Below are 19,162 nucleotides of genomic sequence, written 5' to 3' on the forward strand. Positions count from 1 at the left end.
TCAGGCGATGCGTGGGTCTGGATTGTCCAGAACGCTGTCCGTCTGCTCAGCGCGGAAGGTTTTCAGCACGTCGTGGAACTGCGGATGCTTGGCGCCCAGAATGCTCGCCGACAGCAACGCGGCGTTGATCGCGCCCGCCTTGCCGATGGCCAGGGTGGCAACCGGAATGCCCGCCGGCATCTGCACGATGGAAAGCAGTGAATCGACACCCGAGAGCATCGACGACTGCACTGGCACGCCCAGTACCGGCAGGTGGGTCTTGGCCGCACACATGCCAGGCAGATGGGCCGCGCCACCGGCACCGGCGATGATCACCTCGATGCCACGCGCTTCGGCCTCTTCGGCGTACTGGAACAGCAGGTCCGGGGTGCGGTGGGCAGACACCACTTTCACCTCGTAAGGGATGCCGAGCTTTTCCAGCATATCGGCGGTGTGGCTAAGGGTGGACCAATCGGACTTGGAGCCCATGATCACGCCAACCAGTGCGCTCATCGTCGTGCCTCTTCTCTCTGGGCGCCCGCAGGCGCGTCAAAAAACAACAAGCCACGCAAAAAAGCGTGGCTTGTTGTACGAATTTTGGCCAGTCGAGCCGGCCGAAGGCCGCGCAGTATACCTCAATAAAGCAGATAAACAGCCCCCATTGCGACCATCTGTCATACGGCGCAAATGCCCGGTTTTATTGACTCGAAGGTCAATCAAATACACTACAAATCCCCTGTAGGAGCGAGCCTGCTCGCGAAGGCGGCGCATCAGCCGACCTCAATGTTGCCTGACACACCGCTTTCGCGAGCAGGCTCGCTCCCACATTTGATCCTCAGCGGTCTCAGGAACCGGTTGTACCTTGCGCCGCGCCACCTTCCAGCTTGCGCCACAGCAACCGCACATTCGCCTTGCGCACCAGCGCGCAGCGATACAGGCGAATCTCCAGCGGCACATGCCATTGCGGGCCGCCGCAGACCACCAGCTCGCCGCGAGCCAGTTCGGCGCGCACGCTCAGCTGCGGAACCCAGGCAATTCCCAGCCCTTCCAGCGCCATGCTCTTCAGGCTGTCGGCCATGGCGGTTTCGTAAATGGTGGTGAAGCGCAGCGCACGCTGGCGCAGCAACAGGTTCACTGATCGCCCCAGAAATGCTCCGGCGCTATAGGCGAGCAATGGCACACTGGCGTCACCTTCCAGATCGAACAGCGGCTTGCCCTTGGCATCAGCGGCGCAGACCGGGAGCATTTCGGTCTGGCCGAGGTGCAGCGACGGGAAGATTTCCGGGTCCATCTGCATGGCGGCGTCCGGATCGTAGAACGCCAGCATCAAATCGCATCCGCCCTCGCGCAGAGCGTGCACAGCATCGCCGACGTTGGTCGCCACCAACCGCGTGGCAATATTCAAACCTTCGTTACGCAACTGCGCGATCCAGCGCGGAAAGAAACCCAGCGCCAGAGAGTGCGCCGCTGCGACTTGCATCACTTCGCCCTGCCCGCCCTCCAGATGATGAAGATGGCGCAGCACTTCACCGAGCTGTTCGACCACGGTTCTTGCGGTGACCAGAAACAACTGGCCCGCCGCTGTCAGCTCGATCGGCGTGCGCGAACGGTTGACCAGTTGCAGCCCAAGCGCCGCTTCCAGGCTGCGGATTCGCCGACTGAACGCCGGCTGAGTCACGAAGCGTCGCTCCGCCGCCTGAGAGAAGCTGCGGGTGGCGGCCAGAGCACTGAAGTCCTCAAGCCATTTACTTTCCAGATTCATCACGTCCTCCCGGACACGCACCAAATTAGCTCACACGCTCGCCGCGAAGTCGGCGTCACATCGGCATTATGCCGAATGTGCATAGGCCAGCGCTTAATAGCATTGGCCGAAAAATCTCCACAAGCCTAGCATTTGCGGTGTTCCGGCACAGACCGGGTTCTTATCGAGATGATTTCTATCATGTCCTCCGCTGCATCATTCCGCACAGAAAAAGACCTGCTTGGCGTACTCGAAGTACCGGCTCAAGCGTATTACGGCATCCAGACCCTGCGAGCGGTAAACAACTTCCGTCTCTCCGGCGTCCCGATTTCGCATTACCCGAAGCTGGTTGTCGGTCTGGCCATGGTCAAACAGGCCGCCGCTGACGCCAACCGTGAGCTGGGTCATCTGAGCGAAGCCAAGCACGCTGCCATCAGCGAAGCCTGTGCACGATTGATCCGCGGCGATTTCCACGAAGAGTTCGTGGTGGACATGATTCAAGGCGGCGCTGGCACTTCGACCAACATGAATGCCAACGAAGTCATCGCCAACATCGCGCTGGAGGCCATGGGTCACCAGAAGGGCGAATACCAATACCTGCACCCCAACAACGACGTGAACATGGCGCAATCGACCAACGACGCCTACCCGACCGCTATCCGCCTGGGTCTGCTGCTGGGTCACGACGCGTTGCTGGCCAGCCTCGACAGCCTGATTCAGGCATTCGCTGCCAAAGGTGAAGAATTCGGCCACGTGCTGAAGATGGGTCGTACCCAGCTGCAAGATGCCGTGCCGATGACCCTTGGTCAGGAATTCCGTGCGTTCGCCACGACCCTGGGCGAAGACCTGGCGCGTCTGAAATCCCTCGCACCTGAACTGCTCACTGAAGTGAACCTGGGCGGCACCGCGATCGGCACCGGCATCAACGCCGACCCGCGTTACCAGCACCTGGCCGTTCAGCGTCTGGCACTGATCAGCGGACAACCGCTGGTTCCAGCGGCCGACCTGATCGAAGCCACTTCCGACATGGGTGCCTTCGTGCTGTTCTCCGGCATGCTCAAGCGTACTGCGGTCAAGCTGTCGAAGATCTGCAACGACTTGCGTCTGCTCTCCAGCGGCCCACGCACCGGCATCAACGAAATCAACCTGCCAGCGCGGCAGCCGGGCAGTTCGATCATGCCCGGCAAGGTCAACCCGGTGATTCCGGAAGCGGTTAACCAGGTGGCGTTTCAGATCATCGGCAACGACCTGGCGCTGACCATTGCGGCCGAAGGCGGCCAGCTGCAACTGAACGTGATGGAGCCGCTGATCGCCTTCAAGATCTTCGACTCGATCCGCCTGCTGCAACGTGCCATGGACATGCTGCGCGAGCACTGCATCGTCGGCATCACCGCCAACGAAGCCCGCTGCCGTGAACTGGTCGAACATTCGATCGGCCTGGTCACCGCGCTGAACCCTTACATCGGCTACGAAAACGCCACCCGCATCGCCCGTATCGCCCTCGAAAGCGGCCGTGGCGTGCTGGAACTGGTGCGCGAAGAAGGCTTGCTCGACGAAGAAATGCTCGCCGACATCCTGCGCCCGGAAAACATGATTGCTCCGCGTCTGGTGCCTTTGAAGGCTTGACCGAACGCTGCACACGCTCACCAGGTCGAGGGACTAGACACCTCTCACCTTTTGAGGGCTTGGGGATTTATTCCCCAGGCCCTTTTTTTTCATCCGCAGCACTTCAAAAACGTGTGGGAGCGGGCTTGCTCGCGAAGGGGCTTGTCTGCGGAATTGATGTGGGTTGACACACCGCTTTTGCGAGCAAGCCCGCGCCCACAAAAGCAACTCGCTTTCGTTTCTCGCACCAAACCCGTGCAGACGGACGCCGCACTGATCGGTATAGTGCCGCCCCTCTTCGCATGAGTGGTCGTCGTTAACGAGGCTTTAACCCATGCGATACCCGAACTAACAACAAACCCGCGATTTGGAACCGGGACGAAACCTCTGCCCCGCCTGTTTGCCGTGCGCAAACCGGTGTAACACGATGTTTCCTACCGTCCAGCTTTTGCTTACATAAAAAACAGCGAGGAATACTCCATGCTCGAAGTCATCAACGGCTTCCTCTCAGAGAAAGTACTGATCGTGCTCATTGTCGGGCTCGGTGGCTACTTCACGATCCGCTCGCGTTTCGTCCAACTGCGCCACTTCTTTCACATGTTTGCGGTGTTCCGCGACAGCCTCAAAAGCAGCGCCGGCCAGCTCAGTTCGTTTCAGGCGCTGATGCTGAGCCTCGCCGGTCGCGTCGGCGCGGGCAACATCGCCGGGGTCGGCATCGCCGTCACCATGGGTGGCCCGGGCGCGGTGTTCTGGATGTGGGTGACTGCGCTGGTCGGCATGTCCAGCAGCTTTTTCGAGTGCTCCCTCGGCCAGCTCTACAAGCGCTTCGACTCCGACGGCAGTTATCGCGGCGGCCCGTCCTACTACATTCAACATGGTTTGCAAAAACGCTGGCTGGGCATGGTCATGGCGTTCCTGCTGCTGGTGACCTTCGGTTTTGCCTTCAACGGCCTGCAATCCCACGCCGTGACTCACTCCCTGCAGAACGCATTCAAACTTGATCCAACGTACACGGGTGCAGCCTTGGCCGTTTTGCTGGGATTGGTATTCTTCGGCGGGATCAAGCGCATCGCCAAAGTTGCTGACCTGCTGGTACCGGTGAAAACCCTGGTGTACATCGGTGTGACCATTTACGTGATCGTGCTGCAATTCGATCAGGTCCCGGCGATGCTGATGACGATTGTGAAAAGCGCCTTCGGACTGGATCAGGCGTTCGGCGGGCTGGTCGGCAGCGCCATCATCATGGGCGTGAAGCGCGGCGTGTTCGCCAACGAAGCGGGCCTGGGCAGTGCGCCGAACGTGGCCGCAGTGGCATCGGTCGAGCACCCGGTGGCGCAAGGTGTGGTCCAGGCGTTCAGCGTCTTTCTCGATACGTTCGTGATCTGCACCTGCACCGCGTTGCTGATTCTGCTGTCGGGTTTCTACACGCCGGGTTTCGAAGGCGATGGTATTGCGCTGACGCAAAACTCGCTGGCCGCGGTGGTCGGTGACTGGGGCCGCAGCTTCATCTCCGTCGCCTTGTCGTTGTTCGTGTTTACCTCGATCCTCTACAACTACTATCTGGGTGAGAGCAATCTGCGTTTCCTGATCGGTGAAAACCGCGCGGCGCTCATGGCTTATCGCGCTTTGGTGCTGGTGCTGATCTACTGGGGCGCCATCGAAAACCTCGGCACGGTGTTCGCGTTTGCCGACATCACCATGACCCTGCTGGCGTTCGTGAACCTGATCGCGTTGTTCCTGCTGTTCAAGATCGCCATGCGCGTCCTGCGTGATTACGATGACCAGCGCGCCGCCGGGATCAAGACGCCGGTGTTCGATTCGAGCAAATTCCCGGATCTGGACCTGGACTTGAACGCCTGGCCCGCCAATCCGCCGCCTACCGCAGCCAAGGCTGAAGCCGAACCGCAAGGCGTACCCGCAGCGCAACGCTGATCGCCAAACGACGAGCGCAGGCCTGCGCCCGTCAGTTAAAGTGCCTGACCTGTGGGAGCGAGCTTGCTCGCTCCCACAGGTCATCTTTTGCGGAGGCTCCCAGATGATTCCCAACAACTACCCAGCCGCTCAGCACGTCATGGTGCTCTACACCGGTGGCACCATCGGCATGCAGGCCAGCGCCAACGGCCTGGCCCCAGCGTCCGGTTTCGAAGCGCGGATGCGTGAGTATCTGCACAGCCAGCCTGAACTTGCGGTGCCGCAGTGGCGCTTTCGCGAGATGTCGCCGCTGATCGACAGCGCCAACATGAGCCCGGCGTACTGGCAGCAACTGCGTGAAGCGGTGGTCGATGCGGTGGATGTGCAAGGCTGCGACAGCGTGCTGATCCTGCATGGCACCGACACCCTCGCCTACAGCGCGGCGGCCATGAGTTTCCAGTTGCTCGGCCTGCAAGCCCGCGTTTGCTTTACCGGTTCAATGTTGCCGGCGGGCGTGGCGGACAGCGATGCGTGGGAAAATCTCGGTGGTGCGCTGGTCGCTCTGGGTCAGGGCGTGGCACCGGGCGTTCACCTGTATTTCCACGGCGAATTGCTGGACCCGACGCGGTGCGCGAAAGTGCGCAGTTTCGGGCGTCATCCGTTCAAGCGGCTGGAGCGTCAGGGCGGTGGCGTGAAAGCTTCGGCGCTGCCGGTTGAACTGCATTACCGCAAACACAAGCAATTAGCCAACGTCGCGGTGCTGCCACTGTTTCCCGGCGTTGGCGTCGAGCTGCTCGATGCTGTGCTCAACAGCGGCATTCAAGGCCTGGTGCTGGAGTGTTACGGCAGCGGTACCGGGCCGAGCGACAACCCCGAGTTTCTCGCCGCGCTCTCGCGGGCACGCGACAACGGCGTAGTGGTGGTGGCGGTCACGCAATGCCACGAAGGTGGCGTTGAGCTGGACGTCTATGAGGCCGGTAGCCGGCTGCGTGGCGCCGGCGTGCTGTCTGGTGGTGGCATGACCCGTGAAGCGGCATTCGGCAAGTTGCATGGATTGCTGGGTGCAGGGCTCGATACGGCAGAAGTGCGCCGGCTGGTCGAACTCGACCTCTGCGGCGAACTGAGCTGACCCTGTAGAAGCCGGCTTGCTGGCCATTCGGCCCATGCGGTATGGCGGATTTATCGCGTTACCGTTCTCCGCCAACAACCCGGCTTCGACAAAGTGCCGCGGCACATAACTTGCTGCCGTTTCAGCATCCCAAGGCTGGAACACCCCATGCTCCACTCCCACCTCACCACCCTTAACGCCGTCTCCCTGGTGCTCAACACCTTCAAGGCCGAAGGCTTGTCCAGCGAAGCATTGCTCGCTGGCAGCGGCATCAGCGCGGAGGATTTACACCGGGCAGACACGCGCATCACCACCCATCAGGAAATGCAGGTCTGTGCCAACGCTGTCGCGCTCAAGCGCGATATCGGCCTGGAGCTGGGCCGGCGCATGCACGTTTCCTCGTACGGAATGCTTGGCTATGCCCTGCTCACCAGTGCCACCTTCGGTGACGCTTTGCGGTTGGCGATGCGTTATCCGGCGCTATTGGGAACACTTTTCGAATTGAACCTCGAGGATGACGCCGAGCAAGTGTGGTTCGTCGCCGCCGATTACCGGGAGAATCCCGCGCTGGCAGTGTTTAACGCCGAATTCTGCCTGGTGTCGCTCAAGGTTATCTGCGAAGACCTGCTGGGCCACAAACTGCCGCTGATCGGCGCTCGCTTCGAACACGCCGCCCCGGATTATCAAGCCACCTATGCCGAACATTTCGACTGCCCATTACACTTTCAGGCGTCGAACAATGCGTTTGCCTTTGACCGGCGCTGGCTCGATCAGCCGCTGCCCCTCGCCGATGTCATCACGCATCAGGCGATGGCCGAGCGCTGCCGCAAACAGAACATCGAGTTCACCGGGCGCCAGGCGTGGCTGGGACGGATTCGGCAATTGCTGCGTGCGCAGTTGAACGCGGCGCCGGGTCTGGAAGGCCTGGCCGTGCAGATGAACTGTTCGGCCCGCACGCTACGCCGACACCTCAAGGACTTGGGGTGCAGCTATCAGGAACTGCTCGACGAGCTGCGGTTCGAGCAGGCCAAGCAACTGCTCTGTGAAGACCGGATGCCGATCCACCGGATTGCCGAGGCGCTGGGGTTCAGCGAGACCGCGAGCTTTCGCCACGCATTTGTCCGCTGGAGCGGCGTAGCGCCGAGCCAGTTTCGCCCCTGAAAAATCACATAAAAGGAATGGCCAGGATGATCACCAACCTGTTCACGGATTTTCCGGACGCTGCGCGCAATGCTGAAAGTGAAACATTCGAAGCGTTGCTCGCTCAACCGGGTATCCGTATTGAGCGCATCGTGTCTACCGGACAATCAAGCCCGCCAGATTTTTGGTACTGCCAGCCCCAGGGTGAGTGGGTCCTTGTACTGAAGGGAGCCGCGGGTCTGCAATTTGAAGGTGAGTCCCAGTGTCGGGAACTGCACGCAGGTGACTTTGTGAACATCCCGGCCCAGTGTCGCCACAGAGTCGCGTGGACGGCGCCTGACGTAGCGACAGTCTGGCTGGCTATCCACTATGGCGCACCGGATTCTGATCAGAGCCTTCAAGCAGGCAATCAAATCGCGCCTGCGCCATAAAGGGGCGATTTTCGGTCATGCTTTTTGGCCATTTCAATCCCCTTTTGGCCGCTCCTGCCGTTCTCTCAAAAGTGTTCCGACGCAAGACTGTGTTCAACCGAATCAGCCCGCGGAGAACAAGAAAATGCTGACGATCTACTCGGACGATCACCACCTCCACCACGGCCGTTGTGAATTGATGGACGGGCAACTGATGCCCTGCTTCGAAATGCCGTCGCGTGCCGATCATGTATTGCAACGCGTACAAACCCAAAACCTCGGTCCCGTCCAGGCACCGACGGATTTCGGTCTTGACCCCATCGCGCGCATTCACAGCCGCGACTACCTCGACTTCTTCAAAGGCGCCTGGGCCCGCTGGACCGAATTCAACACCGACGGTGACTTGCTGCCTTACACCTGGCCGGCCCGCACCTTGCGCCGAATCATGCCGACCAGCCTGCACGGCCAGCTCGGCTATTACAGCTTCGACGGCGGCGCTCCGATCACCGTCGGCACCTGGCAGGCCGCGTACAGCGCAGCCCAGGTAGCGCTCACCGCCCAGGCTGAAATCCAGCGCGGCGCCCGCAGTGCCTTCGCGTTGTGTCGCCCACCGGGACATCACGCCGCCAGCGATTTGATGGGTGGTTATTGCTACCTCAACAACGCCGCCATTGCTGCTCAGGCGTTCCTCGACCAGGGCCATGAAAAAATCGCCATCCTGGACGTCGATTACCATCACGGCAACGGCACGCAGTCAATTTTCTACGAACGCAGCGACGTGCTGTTCACCTCGATCCACGGTCATCCGGAAGCCGAGTTTCCGTTTTTCCTCGGTTATGACGATGAGCCCGGTGAAGGCGCCGGCGAAGGTTTCAACTTCAACTACCCTCTGCCCGCCGGCTCCGGTTGGGAGACGTGGAGTGCAGCCCTCGACCAGGCCTGTCAGCAGATCGACAAATACGCCGCCGACATCGTCGTGGTCTCCCTGGGCGTCGATACGTTCAAGGACGATCCGATCTCGCAATTCAAGCTCGACAGCCCGGACTACCTGGCCATGGGCGAGCGCATTGCCCGGCTCGGCAAACCGACGCTGTTCGTGATGGAAGGCGGCTACGCGGTCGAAGAAATCGGCATCAATGCCGTGAACGTTCTCGAAGGTTTTGAAAGCGCCCAATGAGGAATTAGAAGAATGAACACACTCAAGCGTTTTATCGCGCCCGTGCTTTGCGCTGCGGTGCTCGGTGGTGCGGCGCAGGCTGAAGAGCGAACGTTGCGCGTCTACAACTGGTTCGACTACATCACGCCCAAAGCGCTGGACGATTTCAAGGCGCAAAACACCCAGACCAAACTGGTCTACGACATCTTCGACACCAACGAAGCGCTGGAAGCCAAGCTGTTGACCGGCAACTCCGGTTACGACGTGGTGGTGCCGTCGAACGTGTTCCTGGCCAAACAGATCGAGGCCGGGGTTTTTCAGCCGCTGGATCGCAGCAAATTGCCCAACTGGAAACACCTCGATCCCAAGCTGATGAAGCTGATCGAAGCCAACGACCCGGGCAACAAATTCGCCGTGCCGTACATGTACGGGACCATCCTCATCGGCTTCAACCCGGACAAGATCAAGGCAGCCCTTGGCGACAATGCGCCCGTGGACAGTTGGGACCTGATCTTCAAGCAAGAAAACCTCAGCAAGCTCAAACAATGCGGCGTCGCCCTGCTCGACTCGCCGTCGGAAATCCTGCCGCTGGCCCTGCAGCATCTTGGCCTCGACCCGAACAGCGCGAAGCCGGCGGACTACGAAAAGGCTGAAGCGCTGCTGATGAAAATCCGCCCGTACGTCACCTACTTCCATTCCTCCAAATACATGGCCGACATTGCCAACGGTGACATCTGCGTTGCCGTCGGTTACTCGGGCAGTTTCTCCCAGGCCGCCAACCGCGCCAAGGAAGCCAAAAACGGCGTGACCGTGGACATGCGTCTGCCGAAAGAAGGCGCACCGATCTGGTTCGACATGCTCGCCATCCCCAAAGGCGCGAAGAATCCGCAAGACGCCTACACCTTCATCAACTACTTGCTGCAACCGCAAGTGATTGCGCCGGTCAGCGATTTTGTCGGTTACCCGAACCCGAACAAGGATGCCACCGAGAGGGTCGACCCGGCGATTCGCAACAATCCGAACCTGTACCCGACCGACGCGGCAATGGGCACGCTGTACACCTTGCAACCGTTGCCGCGCGATGCCGAGCGTGCGCGGACCCGGGCCTGGACCAAGATCAAGTCCGGGACCTGAAACAAAGGCTAAGCGACACAACGGGGCAGGCGTCAGTGGCGTCCGCTCCGTTTTTTTGCCTGCGATAATTAGTTACCGCACTTCAGGCCGTGAGGCCTTTTACCTTCGATGCCAACGCCAGGACCGACGCCTGCGTCCTGCCCACACATCGAAGGAATACAACCATGACAGACCACCCGCCCAACGACGGTGAAAACCAGCCGCTGGTGGAAAAAAACCATCTGGTCAGCCAGATCAGTCACAGCCCCTTGCTCAGCGAGGTCGCTGCGCCCCTGCTGCGACGAATGCTGAAGGCGCACTATGGCGAGCTGGACATCGACCCCGACAAAGTGATGGTCGGCAGTCCGCAATGGTCGATCAGCGATGGTCAGGTTGTCAGCCTGCCGACGCGCTATGAATCACTGACCCATGCGCTGGTTCGGCACAGTCTTTTCGGCACCAGAGCCGATTACCTCGAAGGCGAACACTTCCTGACGCGGGAACCGCACGCCGACAACCCGGTGCAACTCTCGGTGGGTATCGAAGACATCGCCAACACGCTCAACGACGCCGCAGCGCTATTGTTCGTCGAACTCCAGGAACGCCAGCTTCATCTGTGGAATCAGAAGAAACACGGAGTGACCCGCTGGCAAAATTTTTCCGATTCGTTGGCAAAGGCCGTGAAGGTCAAGCAGGTCAAGGGCTGGGATGCCGACGAGTGCGCGATGGCCCGCGAAGTCGCCATCGCCCCGGGTCGAGCCACGCGCAAACCGCTCAACACTGATTTTTCAGAGATTCAGGCCTGCCTGATCGACATCGACAGCGTCGAGAAAAACCTCCCCCGGCACCTGCTGATCGCCGGTTATCTGGTGATCAAGGGCAAGTGCCGCGGTCGGCAGCTCATCGTGATGTACACGATCGATCGTGGCTATGAGTCGTTCGGTTCACTGGAGCAACTGGGCAAAACCCTGCCCGAGCGGCTCGATCCCGGGACACAGGCGTCGCTGGAGTGGCGCTTGTTCGAGCCCGATGGCAACGTATTCGATCATATGACGTGGGCGCTGATTTCGGCGCAGATCGACAGCATTGGCTCACTCGGCGATGGCGTGGATGCCCCAGAGCCAGCCGAGCGCGAAAGCGGGTCGGATTCATTCGAGCAAGCCCGCTACAAGCAACTGGATGCGGCCATTCCCGACTGGCTGCGCGATGCATCGCCCAAGGACATCGACGATTATCGCCATTACATCACCGGTCTGGGGCATCTGTATGGCGACCCCGCACACCGAATCGCCAGAGCCGAGATCCCCTCCATCAGCCAGTTCGCCCACAAAGCGATGTGTGACGCCATCACGGCCGATGAGCAGGCGACAGGTGCTGCGTCACTGCCGTGGGATCAGCTACGCATCAGGGTCACCAACAGCTTCACCGTGGACAGTTTCACCTTGCCTAATCCGCTGGACGAGTACACCGAAACACTGGGCGAGTTCGCACTGGCGAATGAAGAACCCTACCTGGCGAACCTATCCTTTAAAAACGCCGTACAGCTTCCGGCCTGGCTGACGCCCGCGTATCTGACCCGCATCGCTGCGGCTGTGGACGTGGGCAGCGCGTATCCGGCATTGATCAAGAAAACGCTGATCGATGACCCGGTCACGTCGGCCCGTCAGGCTCGTTTTTATCGTGAGCAATTGCGCTGGTTATTACCGCTCAAGGCACTGGAGGGGAAGATCAGACACGAAGCCGGCATCGACGAGCGCGGCTATCAGTACATCTGCAGATGGCTGGAGCCTGCTGCCGAGGCGGTCGATCCCATCCAGATTTATCCGCTGGCGATGACGCCGCAGCACCGCTTGATCAAATCCAGCGACACCGTAACCAACATGTTCATCATCAGCCCTCGCAACGAGCACAGCGGCCCGTGTCTGCTTTACCGGCCGATGCAGGACCAGCCACTGCTGCAGTTTCCCTCGCGACAAAATCTGCTGTACGCCCTGCATCAGCCCGGCGACCTGCGCGACTCGGTACTCGCGTGGCTGCCCGATAAAACACTGAGCTTTGAATATGCGCAGTTTGTCTTTCCGGTGGGTCTGCCGTCTCCTTGGGCCATCACGGAACAACTGGTCAACCCGCTCCGGCGCGCGGACCAGTTCGGCCGCGTATCGCTGGCTTCTGATGCGATCACCGGCGACGTGCTCACCCGCCTGTTCAGCAGCAATGCAAAGGCGCTGGTCGCCCTGGCAGATCGCCAGTCGCAATCCAATTCGGAGCGCCGCTGGACACTGCTCAAAGACAGCAGCTGGGCCCTGTTCGGTGCCGTCACCAACTTTCTCAGCGGCGCCGTGGGCTCCGCCGTCTGGGCCTGGCAGATCATCGAGCAAATCCAGCAAACCCTGGAGGCCCACGAGCGCGGGGACACCTTCGTGCAGTGGAAATCCGAATCCGACATCCTGTTGGCAATGGGTATTTTACTGAGTCACCACGCGGTGATGCGCCGCAACGCGCTGTCCGGCAAACCCCGCCGCGCCAAAGAGCCTTTGGCAGAAATCGTCGAGCCACCCCTGGCTACCACGGTAGCGCTGGACGTCAATGCTTTGGTCGGCGCGCTCCCCTCGACCCATCAATCCCTGGTAGAAACCGGCGGTGCAGTCCCGCGTCTGACGCCTGAAAAACTCGCGACCTATCTGGATGCACTGGCGGTCACGCCCCCGGAGCTGGACACCGATGAGGGGGGCCCGTCTGACCAGACACCTCGCTATTTGCACCGTGTTGGACAGCAGCGTTACGCCAAGGTCGGCCAGCGCTGGTTCAATGTCGAGGTGGATGAAGATGACCAGGTGCGCATCGTCGATCCGGGCAACCTGCAAAAAAACGGCCCTTTCCTGGCCAGCGATCAGGACGGCCGGTGGGTGCTGGACCTGCGCCTGCGATTGAAGGGCGGAGGCCCGAAAAACCGTCTCAAAGCGCTGAAAGCGGCGAAAGAACTGCGCAAGCAAGAGCTGAAACAACAGCTGGATAAATTCCAGCACAAAAAAGTCGGGGAGGACGACGAGGAAGGGATCGAACAACTGAAAAATAACGAAGTTATCAAGGCGCAGACAGAACTGGGCAATGTCCAAGAGGATGAGGATGAGGATAATTACAGACGCCTGAGCATTGTCTACCTGGAGAAAGTCGAGGCCATGACTGAGGCTTATCAGAACGCACTGGAGCAGCTCCGGGAATGGCACTCGTTGGGCGGCGGCCCCAGCTACCTCTACGATTCTCTGAGGATGCACACCGAGTTGCAAAAGCACATTTCGATCTGGTTTGCGCTGAAGAAATACGACTATTCCAAAGCAATCAGTGTGTTGCGTTCTACCCCGGAGCGGGGTGAGTTGTCGCGAACCGACTTTCTCAAACACGTCCAGCAGGTCACGGACCTGAGCCAGGCAATGGTGGAAAAACTGCACATTTCAGCGGCGGGCCTGGAGGCTATGCGAGCGCTTGGGCGGCCGGGAATAGAGAAAGCCGCCAGCCTGCGCAAACTCATGCCTTCATTTACCGAATGGGAAGTCAAAGCCAACGAAATCGGTGTGGCTCAGGAATTGTGTATGGAGGACCAGACCAGTGAGCACACGACGCAGGCGCGAGACGACGTCGGGCACTTGGTGATCCGGGGTGCGGACGCCGCTCAGCGGATCTCGAAAATCCTGAAGAGAACTACCGAAGAACCCGCGCAGGATCAGATTGAGGAGCTGAGTCAGTTGATAGAAACATTGGCCGACGTCGATCAGCAATTCAAGGATCTGCCCGAAACCTACCCCGGTCTCTTGAAACAGGCCCGAATCGATCGCCTGCGCGAGCTTCTGGACGAGTTCTCGCTCAACGCGCAAACCCTGCGCTCGTCTTTGCTGGACGAATACCAACCACTGCAATCAAGCGCGTCGGCCGGGCCGTCGAAGTCAAACGCGCCACGTCCAGCCGCCAAGGTGAGGAAGACCCGGCCCCGTCAGCCCTCTGGCGGTCAGGCGACACCGACGCTCGATGAGGCGCTCGATTCGATCACACTGACGGATCGACCGCGGCCGTCTCCAGTGCTGGATGACCGCGACATCATCAGCAACGGATTGACGTTGAGTCAGGACGCCGACGCCTTCATCGCGCGGACGTTGAAAGACGCTTACCGGCCTTCGCGAATCCCGGCGGACATGCAGGACATATTCGATCAACAAGCCACCCGGCTTGAACACAGCGCTGCCAGCGTCGACCAGGTTCTGGCCCGAAGCCGGGAATTTCCGGTGGCCAGCCTCGGCACGGAGCTGCGGACGGCGGCGGCGCGGATGCGCGAATCCGGAAAAAGTGTTCGCGCCAGCCTCTACAAATTAAGAAAGCCCACGCAGAGCACGTTGCGATGGATGCATGAGAACGATCAGATCGAAATCCGCCGCGACAAAGGCCGAATCAGGACGAAACAGCTGGGCGACTATTTTCAGGAATACCGGATTCTGGACAAGAGCCGTGACAATGAGGAGCTCTGGGTGGCTCACTTTCATTACGAGCACCTGAAAACCCCTGCGCAAAGTCCTACTACCGCGCACTTGAAAGTGTCGGACAACTACCTGAAGACGCTACTGGAGGATCAGCGAAAAGCACTCACCGCTGTCGAGCCGGTGGACGGCGTCTTGCGCAAGATCAACGACTGGGATCTGCGAAAGCTGTTTCTGGACCTCGAGCCGCAAGAAGATATCTGACGACCCGGTGTCAGGACCGCCAAACCCGCTGCAAACGCGCCAGTGCTTCGAGGATCGCAGCGTCAGGCACCGCGGCAAAACCCAGGACCAGGCCGGCGCGCTGGTCCTGGTTCTGCGGCGAATCCGGTAACCAGTAACTGCTCAGCGCATTGATCTCGACATCGACACGGGCGGCTTTTTCGACGAGCGCCTGCTCGCGAGCGTAAGAGTCGACCGCCACCGTCAGGTGCAGCCCCGCGGCGACAGGAGGCAGGCTGCCGAGGCCGGTGACGCCCCGCGGCCAACCGGCCAGCAACGTATTGCGTCGGCTCAATGCCGCCCGGCGCATACGACGGATATGCCGCTGAAAATGCCCGGCGGCCATGAACTCGGCCATCACCGCTTGCGTGCTGACTTCCGAATGCCGCACGTCCACTGCCCGACGTTGCGAGAACGCCTGCACCAGCGCGGGCGGTAACACCAGATACCCCAGACGCAGCGCAGGAAAAGCAACTTTGCCAAAGGTCCCGACGTACAAAACCCGGCCCTGCTGATCGAGCGCCGCTAACGGTGCCAATGGCGCGCCGCTGTAACGGTATTCGCCATCGTAGTCGTCCTCGACGATCCAGCCCTGTGTCCGCGCAGCCCAGGCCAGCAATTCCAGACGTCGCGCCAGGCTCATCACCACGCCCGTCGGGTATTGATGCGAGGGTGTGACATACGCCAGGCGACACTCATCGAGTGCCGCCAATCGGGCACAGTCGATACCTTCACTGTCCACCGCGACCCCATGCAGCCGCGCGCCCGCCACCGCGAACGCATGACCCGCCGCCCGATACCCCGGATTTTCTACCGCGACACCATCGCCCGGCTCCACCAACAGCTGTGCACAAAGGCTAATCCCCTGCTGTGCGCCACTGGTGATCACTATTTGCTCAGCCGAGCACTGCAAACCCCGTGAACTGCGCAAATAAGCGGCGATCAGCTCACGCAGGCGTTCGTCGCCTGCCGGATGCCCATAACACAGCTGCTGTAAATCGGGTTTTCGCCAAAACGTCGCGTTCAGCTTGGCCCACACCTCAAACGGGAACAAATCAAATGCGGGTACACCGACGCGAAAGGCCCGTGGCGGTCCGCTTGGCGGCAGCGCCAAATGGTTATTTTCGACCCGCCCCAATGCGCTGCTGTGGATAACCTGGCTGGATGAAATGACAGGTAAATTCAGGCATTTTGTGGATAAGGTTGTGGGTAACCCTGTTGAAAACACTGTGGATGGATTTGTGGATAATTTTTTTCCGGGGAGCACGGTTTGCGCAATGCGTGCGACGTAAGTTCCGTCACCCACACGCCCTTCGATGAACCCTTCCGCGTAGAGCTGATCGTATGCTCGCACCACACTGTTGCGGGAAATCGCCAGAGACGCCGCCAGATCACGACTGGCCGGCAGTCGAGTGCCACTGGCCAGGCGCCCATCCAGCACCCGCAACCGCAGCGCCTGATACAGCTGAAGGCTCAAGCCCCGGCGCCTGTCGAGTTCGATACCCGCCGGGTTAAACGGCAACGACATTGGCGATTCGCTCATGGCAATGGACCTATGAAATGGACCGTTAATGGCTCTTACAACAGACCATTAGCCTGCCTAGGATGAAGGCATACGCCAAGGAATTTTTCCATGTACAACCCCAGCAGCTTTGCCATCAACGATTGGGATTTACTGAAAACGCACATCGCCCAATGCCGCCTCGCCATGGTGGTGAGCCACGGCGATGAAGGTCTGCAAGCCAGTCATCTACCCTTGCTGTTTCGGCCTGATGAAGGGCCCAACGGCACGCTTTACGGCCATTTCGCCCGGGCCAATCCGCAATGGAAGGTTATGCAGAACGGTGCTGAAGCGCTGGTGATATTTGCCGGCGCCGACGCCTACGTCAGCCCGGGGTTTTATCCGGGTAAAGCCGAACACGGCAAAGTGGTGCCCACCTGGAATTACGTCGCGGTGCACGCATATGGCACTGCTGAAGTGTTCACCGATGCCGAGCGGCTGCTCAACCTGGTAAGTGCGTTGACGGATCATCATGAAACCGGCCGCGCGGATCCTTGGAAAGTCGCCGACGCACCCGCTGATTACATCGACGGTATGCTCAGGGCCATCGTCGGGTTCACGCTGCCGATCCAGCGACTGGACGGCAAACGCAAGCTCAGTCAAAACCGCAGCAGCGCAGACATTGCCGGCGTGCGCGCAGGGCTTTTCGCCAGCCCCGATACGCAGGACCAGGCTCTCGCCCACTTGATGCTTCAGGAATGAACATGACTCAGATCGACATTCGCCAGGTCACCGCCGACGATCACGCCGCCTGGCTGCCGCTGTGGCAAGCCTACTTGCGTTTCTACAACAGCGAATTGCCCCAAGCCGTCACCCAGAGCACCTGGCAGCGTATGCTCGACCCGAACGAGCCAACCCACGCCGCGTTGGCCTGGGCGGACGGCAAGGCGCTGGGCATGGTGCACTTCATCTACCATCGATCGAACTGGAGCATCGAAAACTCCTGCTACCTGCAAGACCTGCTGGTAACGCCAGAAACGCGTGGCATCGGCGTGGGTCGGCATTTGATCGAATACGTCTACACCACCGCCAGAGCGGACGGTTGCTGCAAAGTCCACTGGCTGACCCACGAAACCAATGCCACCGCGATCCAGCTATACGAGCGCATCGCCGAACGCCCTGGTTTCATTCAGTTTCGTAAAAGCCTTTAAGGTTTATGGAGAACACCATGTCGACCTCCCTCGCCGACTGGAAAGGCGTTCCGGCGCCGTCGGTACAAACCCTCGAAGGGCGATTCATTCGCCTGGAAAAACTCGACCCGGCGCGTCATGGCGACGATTTGTGGAATGCCCTGCAAGGCCCGGGCGCCGATCCGAAGCTATGGGACTATCTGCCTTATGGCCCTTTTGCGGAGCGTGCCGGTTTCAACGACTGGCTGAACAATCACACGGCGAGCAGCGATCCGTACTTCTTCAGTGTGATCGACCGTGCCAGCGGTGAAGCGCAGGGCCTTCTGAGCTTGATGTCGATCGTGCCGGCCCAGGGCCGTGTCGAAATCGGCCACGTGACCTTCGGCGCTCCGATGCAACGTTCACCGAAAAGTACCGAAGCGGTTTACCTGCTGGCGAAGGAATCTTTCGCGCTGGGCAACCGGCGTCTGGAATGGAAGTGCAATAACGGCAACGCCCGCTCCAAATACGCGGCCGAGCGCCTCGGTTTCAGTTTTGAAGGCGTGTTCCGCCAGCACATGGTGGTCAAGGGACAGAACCGTGACACCGCGTGGTATTCAATGCTGGATTGGGAATGGCCGGCGATTGGCGCAGGGTTTGAACGCTGGCTGGGCGATGAGAACCAGGCGGGTTCGGGGCAGGTGAAAACGCTGGCCGAGTGCCGCGCCTGAACAACTGTTCCCACGTCTTTAGCGTGGGAACAACTGCGCTTCGGCGCCGGGTATGCCGTTAACTCAAATCGCGTCGAATACGCACCACGCCCATCTTCAAGCCAAAAGGACGAAACACCGAGTTCAACGATTTCAGCGTCTGATTGCCTTCGCCATGCTCGATGTGCACAAGGGTCCGCACCGAGATTTTGCACATTTTGGCGAACTGGCTTTGGTGCAACCCCGTGACCTCGACCCGCAATCGGCGCACGGCCTCGCCAATCTCAAGCGTGCCTTGGGCCAGCCCGTCCTGAATGCTTGCGATCACTAATGCGCGGGCGTCAATGGAGAGGGTCATTTCAGCCCCCAGCGCTGCAGGCGTTGTTCGAGGTTTCTCAAGGCAATCGCAGGATGGTTCAGGGTGACTTCGGGAAGGCCACTGGCAGAGAGAATGTCCGGCAAAGCCAGGAAGCGATTGGCGTCGTCTCGCAGACCTTCGAACAGCGCCTCCGGGTCACCGATTACCGACAATGCTTCGCATACGGCGCGCCATTTCGCGGCCCGGTTGCGGGCAAATTTCACACACCAGTGCTGAACCACCTGATCGTCATCCAGCACTGCATCGGGATACAGCAACCCGTCGCGGCCTTGCGACATGAGCAACTTCGGCGCCTTTTCCAGCGAAGCGTTATCCCAGTCCAATGGGATGCTGGCACTGACTGCTTTGCTGAATGGCAGATCGATCGATTCAAGGTTATCGGCTATGTAGCCCGTCTTGTATCCAAATCGGCAGGCGCCTTCGAAGCCCTTTTCCGGCTCGCGCTCGAATAAATGCATTAAATTGCGTAAATACCCAGGCGAATGAAGAGAA

16 protein-coding genes are annotated in these 19,162 nt (G+C 59.9%); 11 read left to right on the forward strand and 5 right to left on the reverse strand.

Annotated elements, in window-relative coordinates; all coding sequences use genetic code 11:
- Positions 1-492, reverse strand: coding sequence for a 5-(carboxyamino)imidazole ribonucleotide mutase (gene purE / locus ACYZT1_RS00455; RefSeq protein WP_150582637.1), 492 nt, complete (start codon positions 490-492; stop codon positions 1-3).
- Positions 493-823: 331 nt separating this feature from the next.
- Positions 824-1,741, reverse strand: a complete 918-nt coding sequence (locus ACYZT1_RS00460; RefSeq protein ID WP_462017165.1) for a LysR substrate-binding domain-containing protein — start codon at positions 1,739-1,741, stop codon at positions 824-826.
- A 180-nt stretch (positions 1,742-1,921) separates the two neighbouring features.
- Here ACYZT1_RS00460 and aspA point away from each other — a divergent pair, with 180 nt between their 5' ends.
- From aspA to ACYZT1_RS00500, 8 genes are all read left to right on the forward strand, one after another.
- Complete coding sequence (gene aspA / locus ACYZT1_RS00465; protein WP_462017166.1) at positions 1,922-3,346, forward strand: aspartate ammonia-lyase; 1,425 nt, start codon at positions 1,922-1,924, stop codon at positions 3,344-3,346.
- 459 nt (positions 3,347-3,805) lie between these two features.
- Positions 3,806-5,257 carry an alanine/glycine:cation symporter family protein gene (locus ACYZT1_RS00470; RefSeq protein WP_462017167.1) on the forward strand — a complete coding sequence of 484 codons (1,452 nt, stop codon included), beginning with the start codon at positions 3,806-3,808 and terminating at the stop codon, positions 5,255-5,257.
- 103 nt (positions 5,258-5,360) lie between these two features.
- Positions 5,361-6,365, forward strand: coding sequence for an asparaginase (locus ACYZT1_RS00475; protein WP_462017168.1), 1,005 nt, complete (start codon positions 5,361-5,363; stop codon positions 6,363-6,365).
- A gap of 147 nt (positions 6,366-6,512) precedes the next feature.
- The gene (locus ACYZT1_RS00480; RefSeq protein WP_462017169.1) at positions 6,513-7,505 is read left to right on the forward strand and encodes an AraC family transcriptional regulator; all 993 of its coding nucleotides are present in this window, start codon (positions 6,513-6,515) and stop codon (positions 7,503-7,505) included.
- Between the two features lie 26 nt (positions 7,506-7,531).
- Positions 7,532-7,915: a cupin domain-containing protein gene (locus tag ACYZT1_RS00485; RefSeq protein WP_462017170.1), complete on the forward strand. Its 384-nt coding sequence runs from the start codon at positions 7,532-7,534 to the stop codon at positions 7,913-7,915.
- Between the two features lie 124 nt (positions 7,916-8,039).
- Positions 8,040-9,071, forward strand: a complete 1,032-nt coding sequence (locus tag ACYZT1_RS00490) for a histone deacetylase family protein (protein ID WP_462017171.1) — start codon at positions 8,040-8,042, stop codon at positions 9,069-9,071.
- A gap of 12 nt (positions 9,072-9,083) precedes the next feature.
- Positions 9,084-10,184, forward strand: a complete 1,101-nt coding sequence (locus ACYZT1_RS00495) for a polyamine ABC transporter substrate-binding protein (protein ID WP_462017172.1) — start codon at positions 9,084-9,086, stop codon at positions 10,182-10,184.
- Positions 10,185-10,348: 164 nt separating this feature from the next.
- Positions 10,349-14,893, forward strand: a complete 4,545-nt coding sequence (locus ACYZT1_RS00500) for a dermonecrotic toxin domain-containing protein (RefSeq protein ID WP_462017173.1) — start codon at positions 10,349-10,351, stop codon at positions 14,891-14,893.
- Between the two features lie 10 nt (positions 14,894-14,903).
- On the opposite strand, the gene pdxR is transcribed toward ACYZT1_RS00500, so the two are convergent.
- On the reverse strand, positions 14,904-16,454 hold the full coding sequence (gene pdxR, locus ACYZT1_RS00505; RefSeq protein ID WP_462017174.1) for a MocR-like pyridoxine biosynthesis transcription factor PdxR: 1,551 nt from the start codon (positions 16,452-16,454) through the stop codon (positions 14,904-14,906).
- A 90-nt stretch (positions 16,455-16,544) separates the two neighbouring features.
- Here pdxR and ACYZT1_RS00510 point away from each other — a divergent pair, with 90 nt between their 5' ends.
- From ACYZT1_RS00510 to ACYZT1_RS00520, 3 genes are read left to right on the forward strand one after another with little or no spacing between them, the layout of a single operon-like run.
- Positions 16,545-17,174 (forward strand): FMN-binding negative transcriptional regulator, encoded by a 630-nt coding sequence (locus ACYZT1_RS00510; protein ID WP_462017175.1) that lies wholly within the window; start codon positions 16,545-16,547, stop codon positions 17,172-17,174.
- A gap of 2 nt (positions 17,175-17,176) precedes the next feature.
- Positions 17,177-17,623 (forward strand): GNAT family N-acetyltransferase, encoded by a 447-nt coding sequence (locus tag ACYZT1_RS00515; protein ID WP_462017176.1) that lies wholly within the window; start codon positions 17,177-17,179, stop codon positions 17,621-17,623.
- Positions 17,624-17,640: 17 nt separating this feature from the next.
- A complete protein-coding gene (locus tag ACYZT1_RS00520; RefSeq protein ID WP_462017177.1) occupies positions 17,641-18,312 on the forward strand; it encodes a GNAT family N-acetyltransferase in 672 nt (223 codons plus the stop codon).
- 58 nt (positions 18,313-18,370) lie between these two features.
- Here the strand turns inward: ACYZT1_RS00520 and ACYZT1_RS00525 are convergent, their stop codons facing one another.
- Positions 18,371-18,649: a helix-turn-helix domain-containing protein gene (locus ACYZT1_RS00525; RefSeq protein WP_462017178.1), complete on the reverse strand. Its 279-nt coding sequence runs from the start codon at positions 18,647-18,649 to the stop codon at positions 18,371-18,373.
- On the reverse strand, positions 18,646-19,128 hold the full coding sequence (locus ACYZT1_RS00530; RefSeq protein WP_462017180.1) for a hypothetical protein: 483 nt from the start codon (positions 19,126-19,128) through the stop codon (positions 18,646-18,648). The genes ACYZT1_RS00525 and ACYZT1_RS00530 overlap by 4 nt, the downstream gene beginning before the upstream one ends.
- Positions 19,129-19,162 lie beyond the last annotated feature (34 nt).

The sequence above is a fragment of the Pseudomonas sp. PB3P13 genome (genome assembly GCF_054897735.1).

Excerpts from the sequence above, each read along its gene's own strand:
- purE (WP_150582637.1), bottom strand. The coding sequence starts at position 492 with ATGAGCGCACTGGTTGGCGTGATCATGGGCTCCAAGTCCGATTGGTCC.
- ACYZT1_RS00460 (WP_462017165.1), bottom strand. The coding sequence starts at position 1,741 with ATGAATCTGGAAAGTAAATGGCTTGAGGACTTCAGTGCTCTGGCCGCC.
- aspA (WP_462017166.1), top strand. The coding sequence starts at position 1,922 with ATGTCCTCCGCTGCATCATTCCGCACAGAAAAAGACCTGCTTGGCGTA.
- ACYZT1_RS00470 (WP_462017167.1), top strand. The coding sequence starts at position 3,806 with ATGCTCGAAGTCATCAACGGCTTCCTCTCAGAGAAAGTACTGATCGTG.
- ACYZT1_RS00475 (WP_462017168.1), top strand. The coding sequence starts at position 5,361 with ATGATTCCCAACAACTACCCAGCCGCTCAGCACGTCATGGTGCTCTAC.
- ACYZT1_RS00480 (WP_462017169.1), top strand. The coding sequence starts at position 6,513 with ATGCTCCACTCCCACCTCACCACCCTTAACGCCGTCTCCCTGGTGCTC.
- ACYZT1_RS00485 (WP_462017170.1), top strand. The coding sequence starts at position 7,532 with ATGATCACCAACCTGTTCACGGATTTTCCGGACGCTGCGCGCAATGCT.
- ACYZT1_RS00490 (WP_462017171.1), top strand. The coding sequence starts at position 8,040 with ATGCTGACGATCTACTCGGACGATCACCACCTCCACCACGGCCGTTGT.
- ACYZT1_RS00495 (WP_462017172.1), top strand. The coding sequence starts at position 9,084 with ATGAACACACTCAAGCGTTTTATCGCGCCCGTGCTTTGCGCTGCGGTG.
- ACYZT1_RS00500 (WP_462017173.1), top strand. The coding sequence starts at position 10,349 with ATGACAGACCACCCGCCCAACGACGGTGAAAACCAGCCGCTGGTGGAA.
- pdxR (WP_462017174.1), bottom strand. The coding sequence starts at position 16,454 with ATGAGCGAATCGCCAATGTCGTTGCCGTTTAACCCGGCGGGTATCGAA.
- ACYZT1_RS00510 (WP_462017175.1), top strand. The coding sequence starts at position 16,545 with ATGTACAACCCCAGCAGCTTTGCCATCAACGATTGGGATTTACTGAAA.
- ACYZT1_RS00515 (WP_462017176.1), top strand. The coding sequence starts at position 17,177 with ATGACTCAGATCGACATTCGCCAGGTCACCGCCGACGATCACGCCGCC.
- ACYZT1_RS00520 (WP_462017177.1), top strand. The coding sequence starts at position 17,641 with ATGTCGACCTCCCTCGCCGACTGGAAAGGCGTTCCGGCGCCGTCGGTA.
- ACYZT1_RS00525 (WP_462017178.1), bottom strand. The coding sequence starts at position 18,649 with ATGACCCTCTCCATTGACGCCCGCGCATTAGTGATCGCAAGCATTCAG.
- ACYZT1_RS00530 (WP_462017180.1), bottom strand. The coding sequence starts at position 19,128 with ATGCATTTATTCGAGCGCGAGCCGGAAAAGGGCTTCGAAGGCGCCTGC.